The sequence below is a fragment of the Wenjunlia tyrosinilytica genome, from assembly GCF_014646055.1.
Lineage (GTDB): Bacteria > Actinomycetota > Actinomycetes > Streptomycetales > Streptomycetaceae > Wenjunlia > Wenjunlia tyrosinilytica.
The window spans coordinates 1-12,192 of sequence record NZ_BMMS01000023.1 but is presented as its reverse complement, the minus strand read 5'-3'; the positions used below and the strand labels follow the sequence as shown (position 1 = coordinate 12,192).

The window sequence follows — 12,192 nt, the reverse complement described above, 5'->3', positions numbered from 1 at the left end:
CTGCGGATTCCGGCGCCTTGATCCCCTGCACCACTTCGCGCGGCACCATCCGCTTCGGCACGGCCGAGTGCTACGGCCCGAGCACGGATGCGCCGGCTCAGCCCGGATAAGGGTCCATCCCCGGGGCCTCCTTGGCCCGGTGCGCGTCGGCCTTGCAGCCCGCGAAGGGCCCCAACGGGTCCCGCAGTGAAGCCATGACGTGGCCGAGGTAGTCGCGGTGCCAGGTAGCGGGCCCGGTCGCTTGAGACCCGGGACCGGTCAGCTCCTGCCATGCCATCCACAGGCCGTACAGCTGCGCCACCGCCTCCGGATGCCTCCACCAGCTGGGGCACCAAGGGGCGATGGAGCCGACTTCCCTGCCGTACACCGGCAGCAGCAGGTGGCGTACCCACATAGTCAGCCGGTGCAGACCCTCGTCGTACTCGGAACCCTGCAAGTACAGGATGAAGGCGGCCTCGTCCTGCTGCTGTTGTGTCGGCTGCGGCCCGGGGGTCATGTCGGTGCTCCGGTTCTCTGTCATGGTCGTCGTCGCCGGTACTACGGTTCTCCTGTGCCCGGGGTTCAGCCGACTGCTGAACCACCGGGTGCGAGCGCGCCGTTGCACGTGGCAGCCGACGGCGCTCGACCACCGGGCAGGGAGACCTGCTGCATCTCATCAGCGAAGTGCTGGCGCTCGGTGAGGATGTGGTGCGTGTCCGTCGACGTAGCCGACGGCATGGCTTCCCTGCTGGTCTGCCTCCTGCTCAACCATGGACAGACCATCGTCCATCTGCCCGGCCTCGCGGTGAATCGGGCATCGGCTGGCTACTGCGGCCTGGGCGAAACCGATGCGAAGGACGCCCGGGTCCGCGACCTGGCGCTTGAATTGCTCGGTCTCCACGAGAAGATCCACGAGCTGGACAAACTCATCGACGCCCGATTTCGCGAGGACGAGCTCACGGCAGTGATCTCCACTATGCCCGGCCTCGGACCGCTGCTGGGCGCCGAGTTCCTTGCCGCCACCGGTGGGGACCTGTCGCGGTTCCCCGGCGCAGTTCGGCTCGCCGCGTTCTCAGGCGTCGCGCCTGTCCCCCGCGATTCCGGCAACGTGAACGGCACCCTGCACCGCCCCCGCCGCTACCATCGCGGCCTCCAACGCGTCTTCTACCGCTCCGCGATGATCAGCATCCGCACCTGCCCGGAGTCCCGAGCCTTCTACGACCGCGAGCGGGCCGAGAAGAGTTCGGGATAGGCGAATGGTTTGGGGAGATAGTCGTCCGCGCCGAGGCTCAGGCCCTCCACCCGGTCGGCGATGGTGCCCGGCGCGGTGAGCATCAGGACGCGGGTGTGGACGGGTTCGGCCACTAGGACGGCGCAGACCTCGACGCCGTGCACGCCGGGCAGGTCCCCGTCCAGAACGACGACGTCGTAGTCGACGAACCGTCGCGCGTTCGAGCGCGCCCTCGCCGTCGTGGACGACGTCCACGGCCATTCCGTCGCGGCGCAGCACCCGCGCCACCGAGTGCGCCGGCTCTACGTGGTCCTCGACCACCGGAACCCTCACCGCCCACCCCCCATGAAGCGGAGTGCGACCGGACCGGGCGGGCGTAGGAACGGGATCATGGTCGTTCACGATGCCCGACCTGACGTCATACGGTGGTCACCGTGCACCACGCTCCTCGCGCGGCGCGCACATGGTTTCTAGGATAGCGGGGGCGGGCGGCTTCACCGCAGGTGGGAGGAAGCGGGGCCGGCACGGTCTTCGGTGTCGGCCGACTCACTCCCCTGCCGACGATGTGGGGTGGGGACGCCGCTGCGCTGTTTCCCCGGCCCTCTCGCGGGCACGGCAAGGCGGTACGGGGATGGGACGCCCGGCACAGCAGCCCTGCCCGCTCATCGGCACAGACCGCCATTCGGACCACCCGATGGCCCCTTCCGGTGATTGCCGGACGGCGCACGAGCGGAACACACATCACAGGGGTACGGCGTCTCTGCGCAGCAGACGCCGCGGACTCGTGAGGAGATCGGCCGTGCACGCAGCCGTCAGACAGTACACAGGAGTGACCGATCCGGCCGAGGCCGGGCGACGGGTGAACGAGGGGTTCGTGCCCCTCATTCGTCAGATCCCCGGTCTGCGGGCCTACTACTGGGTCGACGCCGGGAACGGGGTCATGGTCTCGACCAGTGTCTTCGAAACCGAGGTGGGGGCCGAGGAATCGGTCGAGAAGGCAGCGGTCTTCGTGCGGGACAACCTCGCGTCGCTGCTCCCCAACCCTCCCCAGGTCGTGTCCGGCCAAGTCGTCGCCTACGCATAGCGAGGACGCCCGGGCCAGGACACCCGGGCCGGGAATGCGACTCACCTCTCGGGCGGACCAGCCGCGACGGAGGCGTTGAAGACGTCGATCGTCGCTCTTGCCTCCTCGGTGAGCGGTACCCGGTCGTTGTGCACGGTTCGGTGGAATTCGGTGATCCGATTCCCGCTGTTGATCAGTTGGTCTGTCCGCCCGCGCCGCGACCTGCGCGGATCGCGGCGGGGCGGGTGGTGCGGCGGAGACCAGCGGGGTCCGGCGGGGTCCGGCGGGTCAGAAGGCGATGGTCCAGCCCTCACGGGCGGCTTGGTCCTTGGTGTACGCGACACCGTGCACTTTGCGCCCGGCGCCGTCCAGCAGTGTGATCGATCCGCCCTTGTTGCCCAGTTGAACGGGCTCGGCCACTGGCACGGTCAGGGTGGCCCCGGGCGCCAGCGGGCCGGGCGGCACCGGGCAGCCGCGCTTGACCGCGTCGGCGATCCGCCAGCCGGTCAGGTCGACGGGGTCGGGCGAGGCGTTGAGCAGGATGACCGACTCGGCCTCGGGCGCCGGTCCGCGCGGGTTGACCAGGGCCGCGACCACACGCACCGGCTCCGCGCCCCCGGTGGGTCGCCCGCCGCCGCCGGAGCCGTCCAGCGGGGCGCCGGTGACGTCGTCGGTGTGCCAGGCCTGGCTCTGGAAGGCCAGGAAGACACCGACCCAGCGCTCCGCTCCGGGGAAGCGGATCAGCAGCCCGCCGTCCTGCCAGACGCCGTTGTCGCCCTGGAACCGGCCGCTGTTGCCCTGGTTCATATGCACGTCGTGGACGCCGTTGCCCGGCAGGAAGCCGAACACCTTGTCCTTCACAGCCGGTTCGGGCCCCCAGCGCTCCCCGAACACATACAGCCGCGCCTGCGGGTCGGCCAGCGCCCGGCTCACATGCTGGTCGAACAGGTCCGCGAGGTCGTTGCCGGGGCCCTCCCGATCGGGCGGCAGTTCGCGCACGGCCGCCGGATCGAACAGGTTGCCGCGCACGAAGTCCAGGCCGGATCCCCCGGGCCCGTCGGGCAGCGCGTTCCAGCCGGATGGCAGCGATTCCAGGCTCGCCGTGAGCGGATGCCGGAAGTCGTCGTCCACCAGGTAGAGCAACTGCGAAGGCTCCTCCTGGGACTTGACGTTGATCGCGGCCCGGTAGTGGGCCCCTTGGTCGTCGGTGAGGTGGATCTGGTAGTGCGGCGTATTCGCGGCGCCCTCCCGGCGGGTGGCGACGACCCGGGCGATCAGCACCCCATAGGATTTCAGCGGCATCGAGGCTCAGCTCCTTCGGCTCCTTGCGCACCCGCCCACGCGTACCGGACCCGGGCCTCCCGCGCCGTCCTGCCACGCCCCGTCCCCCGTCGCGCCTCCGCCAGTCTCGCAGCGCCCCACTCACTCGCGGGGCGAAACGGCACAATCCGCATTGAGCGGGACCCGCCCCAGGACCACCGCAGCAGCCCTCGCCGTCCCGCTCCGGACATGATCGGCCGGACAAGTCTTGACAGTCGCCCCCAGCCAGAGAACCCCGCAACGCCTGCCCCTGTGTCGGATGGTCATCACCGCAGGTCGGAAGGACAGCACCATCCCGCCTGGGACCATCTCCGCGTGATCGTTTCACCGCTGTACAAGGTGGCCCGCAAGCCGTAGTCCGTCCCCCGGGTGCTGCTGCGCCACGACACCGCCAAGAACGCCGAGTTGCTCGTGCTCCGGCAAGAGAACGCGGTGCCACGCCGTCAGATCGCCGTCCCGGTCCCCTATGAACCCGCGGACCGATTCCGGCTCGCGGCATGGTCCAGCCTGGTACCCCGTCGTCGCCGGCGCGAGGTCTTCCCGATCACGCCCGGCGCGCTGCCGGCCCGGCACCGATCGGAGCGGACGATCGACGAGCTCACGGCTTCCGCACCCAGGCCCTGGCCCGCGCGGCTTCTGGTTGCCGGGCCCCGCTGTGCCGCCAGGTACGTCGGTGGGGGCTGACCGCTTCGGTGAGCCGAAGCGCGACAGCTGTCACCTTCGGCATGAAGCGAGTCGGCCGTCCGGGTCCCGTGAAGCAAGCCGCTTGCCACCGAAGAGGCATCCCTGTCGTCATTGCCGTCAGACAGCCCGAGGCACCGAAGGGCACCTTCCCACCTTCCAGAGCCGGTCGAACGTCGGGGCGAACGCTGTAGTCCTGAGGGGTGACACAGAGCGTTCTCCACCTATATGACGCGTCGGCAGGGAAGGGATTCGTCGGCCCAGTAGATCGGCGGTACCCCGCACGGGTGCCGCACCTCGGAAGTGGAGTCGGCCTTGGCGCCTGTACCGAACGGCCTCTACATGGTCGCCCGTCCCGGCGAGCAGCTTCTCACGTTGGAGGGAGGGGCGTCGGAGCCCAAGACACCGGTGGTACTCCTGCCGCCCACCGGAAATCCCGGTGAGCAGGAATGGCAGCTGGAAGGACTCAGCAACGGCAACTGCACGATCCGCAACCTCAGGAGCGGGACGTACCTGGCCTTCGACGGCGACCCGGAGGCGAACAAGCCGGTCGTCGGGTTCCCCGAGCCCCGCGAGTGGGCGCTCTACCAGAGCGAGCAGCCGCGCACCTTCCACCTCGTCGTCCCCGGAGGCCCCATCGACGGCGCAGAGCTCGCCGTGGACCTCAGCCCGCTGCGGATCTTCCCGCCCCGCATCGCACTGAGGCCACTCGACGTCAACGACCTGCGCCAGGCTTGGACCTTCGAGTTCATGGAGTAGAAGTCGGGGCCCGGATGCCCGGGTCGGCCACGGCCCGGGCGCGTCCTTCGGCGATCCCGTCGGGAGTGAGCTCGAAGACGTCGGGCCTTTCGCCGTCGAGCGGTCCGCCGATGAGTCCCATCGTGCGCGGCCCGCCCCGGTCTGGTGCTCGGTGCTGCTGTCCCCGAGTCGGCCGGGTCGCGCGGCTGCGTCACGTTGATCTCGGCTGTCAGGCGGGCGCGGGCGGAAGCGAGTGTTCCCGGCTCAGACGTAGGCGTAGGCGCTGGGGAGCGTGGTCGTACCGGAGCCGGTAGTGACGGTGATCCCCGCCGTTCCGGCGGCCGGGTTCGGGGGAACGACGACGGTCAGGACGGTGTCGGACTGGATGCTGTACTGAACGAGTGCGTTGTTGAACGTGACCAGGCTGGTCGTCGACAGGTTCAGGCCATAGAGGTTGACGACGTTCCCGCCGGCGACCGGACCGGTGTTCGGGCTCACGGCGCTGAGGAAGGGCGGATCGATGTACGCGTAGGTGATGGTTTGAGCGGTGGTACCACCAGCCGTGGTGACGGCGACGGGAACCAGGCCGGGCGCGGCGGCGGGTGGGACGGTGACGGTGATCAGGTGATCGCTGACCACGGTGGGCACGGCGGGCACCGAGCCGAACCGTACCTGCGTGGCGGTGCTGAACCTGTGCCCCTCGATGCTGATGATGTTTCTGCCGGAGGTCGGGCCGGCTCCCGGGGTCAGGCTGTCCAGCTCGCCGCCGGGAGAGTAGACGTATGGTTTGGCATTGCTGGTGCCTCCCGCAGTGGTGACGGTGAGCTGTGCGACACCGACGCCGGGTGGGGGGACCACAAGAATCTGGCTGGGTGTGTTGGCCATGATGGTGCCGGGCACCTGGCCGAATTTCACCGCGGTGGCCCCGGCCAGGTTGGTGCCGGTGACGGTCACTATGTTGCCGCCCGCCTCTGGCCCCGCCGGGGGGCTGATCATATTGATCAGCGCGAGGACGGTGACGGTGTTCGCGCCGTTGTTGGACACGTAGGCGGTCAGCCCGCTGGCGGCGACCCCGACGCCGGTCGGCTGATGGCCGACAGTGACGGTGCTGCTCACCGTGTTGGTGGCGGTGTCGATATAGCTGACCGTGTCGGAGCCGTTGTTCGCCACGTAGACGTGGCTGTTGTCCGGGGTGACCGTCACGCCCCATGGCGCGGTGCCCACGGGGATGGTGGCGATGATTGTCCGGCTGGCGGTGTCAATGACGCTGACGGTGTTCGCGGTGCTGTTGGCCACGTACAGGTACCGGCTGTCGCTGGTGATCGCTGCGCCATATGGAGTCGACAGGCCGGTGATGGTCGCCACGACCGAGTTGGTGACCGTGCTGATCACGCTGAGCGAGTTGCCGCCCTGGTTGGTCACATACACCTCCAGGTCGTTGGGGGCGGCTGCGACCCATGTGGGCTTGACCCCGACCGGGATGGTCGCGACGACGGCGCGGGTGACGGTGCTGATGACACTGACCGTGTTCGAGTTCTGGTTGGCGACGTAGGCGAACAGGCCGTCGGGACTCACCTGGATACCGAAAGGGCTATTCCCCACCCCGATGGTGTTGGTGACCGCAAAGAGATTGCGCTGCACGACACTGACGGTGTTCCCACCGCTGTTGGCCACGTAGAGGTAGACATTGTCCGGGGTGAGCGCGACCCCTGCGGGGGCGGTCAACGGGGCCGCGGGGGTGGAGATCGTGAGCGTTCCGGTATCGAGAATACTGACGGTCCCCGAGGCGTTGCCGGCCGCGTAGGCGAGCGGAGGCCCCAGAGGGCTGGTCGCCAGTCCCAGCGGCTTGGTCCCCGCCGGGAGTGTCGCTATGACCTGCGGGGAGGGGGCGACCAGAGCCGCCGAGGCGGCGTGAATGGACGGCCTTGGAGGCGTGGTTTTTTCCTGTGTCTTCATCGTGCACCCATTTCTACCGAGGTCCGGATACTTGACACGTAGCGGAAAGACGTGGCGCGGGGCGGCATTTGAAGGCGATCCCGCATTACGTCGAATTCCCCGGCCCGAAGCAGGCAACCGAAGAAGTGGGCACACTGGCAGGCGGATCGGAAGCACTTCACACTGTATGAAAAACGCTCTTCGCTCTCCTCTCCCTTCCGTGCGGCACCTGCTCCCGAGTTCATCAGTCGGTAGGCACACGCAGCTCCACAGGTCTGTGATCTGCGGCGATGTAATGGCGTCGCGTTCGCTACGAGGCATCAGAGCGGCTTACCAGTAGCCAGTTCGCAGAGCCACAACCATGCGATGAGCCGTCAGATTACGGTCTGCCGCCTATGCCGTGGCCACCATGGCTCCTGCGGTGGGGCCGCTGGGGGCGGGGGCGACGGTTCGGAAGCCGCGTGCCGCATGTGCTCGCGGATGGTGCGGGAGGAACTCGTGAACCGCCGGCGCTGTTGCGCCCGCGGGTGGTGCGCCGGTAGTGCTGTTTGACGCGAAGCGCTGAACACGCCTCCGTTGCGGGCCGGATGGGGGCCTTGGGCATTGACGCTGTGTGTCACCAGTGCGCTACTTGGTGTATTCGCACCGCTGTGCCGTCGAAGTAGGGGCTGGCTCGAGGCACACCCCGTCCGTCGGCGATGGACTCAGGGAGCCCCTATGCCAGTCTCGCCGAACCAAGGATCCACCGGCGGGGGCGACGCGGTGACCCTGACCGGCAGCCACTTCACCGGCACCACCGCAGTGCGCTACGGCTCCCGCCAGGCGACGAGCTTCACGGTCGTCAGCGACACCACGACGGACACCATCACCCCCTCCGGTCACGGCGCCGTCCCGGTCTCCGTCACAACCGCCGGCGGAACGGGGATTGTGGGCACCTTCTACTACCTGCCGCCGCCCTCCTTCGGCATCAACCCGCCTCCCGCAGGCCCTCTGGGAGGCGGAAATACGGTGATCTTCACCGGTCTCGGCCTCTACACCACGAGCGAGGTCAGATTCGGTACGCAGGCCGCCGTGTTCACCGTCGACTCGGACGGCCGACTCACCGTGACCGTCCCGGCCGCGGCCGCCGCGGGTCCGGTACAGGTCACCGTGACCACCCGGGGCGGAACCGCCAGCGGAGTCACCTACACCTATCTCGACTCGCCTTCCATCACCGCCGTCACCCTCGACTCGGGACCGGTGGACGGCGGCAATCTCGTCGTCATCACCGGGACCGCGTTCTCCTACACCACCAGCGTCACCTTCGACGGCACGCCCGCCCTCTCCTTCCGAGTCGCCTCCGACACCGAGATCGACGCCGTGCTGCCAGCCGGAGAGCTCGGCCCTGCCGATGTCTCCATCACTACCCTCGGTGGCACCACCACCGCTGCGGACGCCTACACGTATCTGGGACGCTTCGCGGTCCTGGGCGGAGCGTCGGTCACCAACAGCGGTCTCTCAAGCGTCACCGGCGATCTCGGAGTAAGCCCGGGAGTGTCCATCACCGGGTTCCCGCCCGGCCAGGTCTACGGAAGCATCCACAACTCGGACGCCGCCGCAGCCGCAGCCCATGCCGACATGATCACGACCTACAACGACGCGGTCGGCCAGATCCCGGACGCCAGCATCACCGGAGACCTCGGCGGCCTGACACTGCCCCCCGGCGTCTACAGCGCCGCTTCTTCCATCGGGCTCACCGGCACGCTCACGCTGGATGCCCAGGGCAACCGCAACGCCGACTGGATCTTCCAAATCGGATCGACCCTGACGACGGCAACCGCGAGCCACATGCTCCTCATCAATGGCGCCACCGCCAGGAATGTCATCTGGCTGATCGGTAGTTCAGCCACTCTGGGCACTGACACCGACTTTGCAGGAAGGGTGCTGGCCCAGACTTCGATCACCGTGAACGCCGGCGTGACGGTCAACGGCCAGGTCCTGGCCATCGACGGCTCTGTAACCCTGGACACCAATAGAATCACTCGCCCGTGGTGAAGGAGCAACACACCGCGGTGACGGCCGCTGCTTGGTGCACTCCCTCTCGCCCGTCGGCACACGGCGGGCCGTATCGGATCCCACTCTCTCCTGCTCCATGCGGAAGCCGCGGACCGGACTCACGTCGCTCACATGCCGGACATCACCTGGCCAGTAGGTGGGAACGCGTCAGGCTCTTCCCGAGTTCTGGTCACACACACCGGTTTTGATGTCATCTGTTTTGTTCTCGACACGTCAGCAGCGACTCAGTTGCGTTCGTCTTCCCGGTCCCCCACCTGACGCCTCATACGACTCCCTTCCCTCATGGCTCACCACGACGGTCTTTCAGCCAACGCAGCATGAGGTGGTTCGAAGCCTCCCCCACAGGGCGGCTCCGAAGGGCCAAAACCCCTCATCTTCCGCACAGCGTCACCTCCAGAAGCCGACCTACAACCAACTCCCTTTCATGTTCAGGACGCAAGACCAGGACAAATGGAGAGGCGCAACTGGAGTACCAGCCGCCGACTGCACGTGTGTGTGAGCGCGCGTGCAGTCGGCGGACCGCCCGCCGCTCCCAGCCGCCGCAGCCTGCCGATTCCCCCCAGCCCCGCTGCGGTGGGTGTCCCTGCAAGAGTTGGGACCGCCGCAGAGCCGTGCCCCGATGCCAACGCGTCTGGGCACGGGAGACCTGGGCGAGCGCACGATGCCACGGTGCAGGACGGCACCGCCAGCGCCGCCCCGCCATCGCCGTCGGTCATCCGCTGCTCCAGGCCGGTGAGGAACTCCCCAGGGTTGGGGCCGGCGGATCGCGGTGCAGCGCAAGGCGCTGGTGGCCTGGAAGCCGCCGGACGGGTCGCCTGGCCAGGAGGTCGCAGCCCCCAGGCTGGTGGGCGGGCGACGATGGGAGGGCTGCGGCGATGTCATCGCCTCGGCCGGGGCCCGGCAAGGTGGTGCGGGCGGTGGTACGCCAAGCGCGCCCGCCGCCTTGCAAGCTCTGCCAATCGGGTGATGTGACGTCAATACCCTTGCAGGTGTTCACACTTTGGGTGATTACTGGTCTCAACCAATCCGGTAGGTCGCCCATCCTCTCCGGGGGAGTGGTAGCCGACCCATACGCGGACCAGCCCGATTGCCCGATCAGGCGGCGATGCGGCCGTGGCGGCCGACGGGGTGCTCTCTCGGCAGCGGACTTCGATTCACCACTGGTGCCGTTCGTCGGCATCGGCTGAAGCAGCGGCTCTCGCAACCTCCTCTGGGGGCGCAAATGCCACTTCTCCGCACCTGGTGCTCTGTGATCGACGTCTGTGCCCTGGCTGCGCGGGAGCGCCGTGGTTCCGGCCGCCGCCCGGAGGCCGGTCACCATGGCGTACCGCGAGAGCGCGCCTGTGACCGCGCTCACCACGGCGAACGCCTCGGGTGGCAACAGCCTGGCGCCGATGCCGTTCCGCCGGTACATCCTCACCAGCGCCCACGGCGACAGTGGACGGGGACTGGCGCCCATCACCACGCCCATCACCATGACGGGGAACCGGACAACCGTCACTCGTGACCCGTCAGGCAGCGTGCCCGGCTGCGTCGGTGACAGCCTCGAGCGCCGTGAGTGCCCGGTTTCCGCCAGTAGTCACCTCTCTCACTCACCGGCTCGTCCAAACTCACTCAAGGAGACAGCCATGCCTATCAGCCCGAGTTCAGGGTCCACCGGAGGCGGTACCGCCGTCACCATCACCGGCACCAACCTCGGCGGCGCCACCGCCGTGCGCTTCGGCACCAAGCTCGCCACGATCACCGCCAACACCCCGACGTCGGTGACCGTCACCTCGCCCTCCGGAACCGGCACGGTCGGAGTGACGGTCACCACCCCCGGCGGTACCAGCAACCCGTTGTCGTTCTTCTACATCGGGGCGCCGTTCAAGTCCGGCCTGAGCGAGGTCTCCGGCCCCACAGCGGGCGGCAACACCATCTCCATCACCGGGACCGGCCTGTCCACCGCCACCGTGGTGAACTTCGGCGCGGCCACCGCGACACCGACCGTGGTCAGCGACAGCCAGCTGACCGTCGCCGTACCGACAGGCGCGGCGGCCGGGCCCGTGGGCGTCAGCGTGACCACCACCGGGGGCACCAACAACGGCCTGTCCTACACATACGTCGACGGGCCTACCGTCGGCACCCTGGTGCCCGCGTCCGGTCCGACCTCCGGCGGCACCGCCGTCACCATTCCCGGCTCCAACCTGACCACCACCCAGTCAGTGACGTTCGCAGGGGCCCCGGCGCCCTTCTCCGTCATCTCCGACACCGCCATCTCCGCGGTCACCCCGCCGGGAACCGCCGGCGCCGCGAACGTCACCGTCACCACCAGCGGCGGCGGCGCCACCGTCACCGGCGGCTTCACCTACGTCGCCGGCCCCGGCATCTGACCAGCCGCTCGGCCGCTGACGGCCTGCCCGGTCGGGCAACCAGGCCGCGGAGGACCTGTTAGGGCAGGGGCAGCCCCTCTCCTGCCCTATCAGCTTCCCCCGCGGCCTTCCGACGAGTCCCGGCACCGGCCCTTGCCTCGCGGTCGTCCGGGAGCACACCCTCCGAAGGATGTGGCTGTGAACCATTCCGCCAATTCGCCGACCGACTCCGCCCGGCAGCCGCAGCTCGTGGCCCCGCCCAACGTCACCTCGGTCTCCCCCACCTCGGGGCCCCCCGTCGGCGCCACCCCCGTCACGGTCACCGGCACCGCATTCAGCGGCGCCACCAACGTGCGCTTCGGCGCCACCCCGGCGCCCTCATTCATCGTCAACTCCGACACACAGATCGTCGCGATCTCCCCCGCGGGAACCGGCATCGTCCAGGTCACCGTCACCGCACCGGGCGGCACCAGCTCGCAGTTCGTCACCTACACCTACACCACCACCCCCGCACCGACCCTCACCACCATCACCCCCACCACCGGCCCCACCACCGGCGGCACCACCATCACCCTCACCGGCACCGGCTTCACCAACACCACCGCCGTCCGCTTCGGCACCACACCCGCAACCTCCTACACCGTCANACCCTCACCACCATCACCCCCACCACCGGCCCCACCACCGGCGGCACCACCATCACCCTCACCGGCACCGGCTTCACCAGCGCGACCGCCGTCCGCTTCGGCACCACACCCGCGACATCCTTCACAATCGTCTCCGACACCCACATCTCGGCCGTCTCCCCCGCCGGAACCGGCACCGTCCAAGTCACCGTC

8 protein-coding genes and 3 pseudogenes are annotated in these 12,192 nt (G+C 68.7%); 7 read left to right on the top strand and 4 right to left on the bottom strand.

From position 1 onward, the window contains the following. Positions 1-97 precede the first annotated feature (97 nt). Entirely contained in the window at positions 98-520 is a 423-nt protein-coding gene (locus IEY86_RS24225) for a DUF4913 domain-containing protein (RefSeq protein WP_373287084.1), read from the bottom strand. Positions 521-615: 95 nt separating this feature from the next. On the opposite strand from IEY86_RS24225, the pseudogene IEY86_RS37870 reads away from it, so the two are divergent. Continuing rightward, positions 616-1,216 (top strand): annotated as a pseudogene (locus IEY86_RS37870) (transposase); the annotation flags it as partial. 2 nt (positions 1,217-1,218) lie between these two features. Here the strand turns inward: IEY86_RS37870 and IEY86_RS24215 are convergent. Beyond that, positions 1,219-1,543 (bottom strand): annotated as a pseudogene (locus IEY86_RS24215) (response regulator); the annotation flags it as partial. Positions 1,544-2,009: 466 nt separating this feature from the next. Between IEY86_RS24215 and IEY86_RS24210 the strand changes: the two are divergent. Then, on the top strand, positions 2,010-2,294 hold the full coding sequence (locus IEY86_RS24210; protein WP_189133953.1) for a hypothetical protein: 285 nt from the start codon (positions 2,010-2,012) through the stop codon (positions 2,292-2,294). Positions 2,295-2,561: 267 nt separating this feature from the next. Here IEY86_RS24210 and IEY86_RS24205 read toward each other — a convergent pair whose 3' ends face one another. Beyond that, positions 2,562-3,575, bottom strand: a complete 1,014-nt coding sequence (locus IEY86_RS24205) for a DUF2278 family protein (RefSeq protein WP_189133952.1) — start codon at positions 3,573-3,575, stop codon at positions 2,562-2,564. A 1,014-nt stretch (positions 3,576-4,589) separates the two neighbouring features. Between IEY86_RS24205 and IEY86_RS24200 the strand changes: the two genes are divergently transcribed. Next, a complete protein-coding gene (locus IEY86_RS24200) occupies positions 4,590-5,033 on the top strand; it encodes a ricin-type beta-trefoil lectin domain protein (RefSeq protein WP_189133951.1) in 444 nt (147 codons plus the stop codon). A 243-nt stretch (positions 5,034-5,276) separates the two neighbouring features. Here the strand turns inward: IEY86_RS24200 and IEY86_RS24195 are convergent, their stop codons facing one another. Further along, positions 5,277-6,968, bottom strand: a complete 1,692-nt coding sequence (locus tag IEY86_RS24195; RefSeq protein WP_229698709.1) for an IPT/TIG domain-containing protein — start codon at positions 6,966-6,968, stop codon at positions 5,277-5,279. Positions 6,969-7,664: 696 nt separating this feature from the next. Here IEY86_RS24195 and IEY86_RS37865 point away from each other — a divergent pair. The 4 genes and pseudogenes from IEY86_RS37865 to IEY86_RS36670 all read left to right on the top strand — a co-directional run. Continuing rightward, positions 7,665-8,981 (top strand): ice-binding family protein, encoded by a 1,317-nt coding sequence (locus IEY86_RS37865; RefSeq protein WP_308425166.1) that lies wholly within the window; start codon positions 7,665-7,667, stop codon positions 8,979-8,981. A gap of 1,649 nt (positions 8,982-10,630) precedes the next feature. Next, complete coding sequence (locus IEY86_RS24185) at positions 10,631-11,374, top strand: IPT/TIG domain-containing protein (RefSeq protein WP_189133950.1); 744 nt, start codon at positions 10,631-10,633, stop codon at positions 11,372-11,374. Positions 11,375-11,545: 171 nt separating this feature from the next. Beyond that, positions 11,546-11,938: pseudogene (locus tag IEY86_RS36675) on the top strand (IPT/TIG domain-containing protein); the annotation flags it as partial. Between the two features lie 74 nt (positions 11,939-12,012). After that, a partial coding sequence (locus IEY86_RS36670) for an IPT/TIG domain-containing protein (protein ID WP_308425171.1) occupies positions 12,013-12,192 on the top strand: 180 nt, incomplete at its 3' end.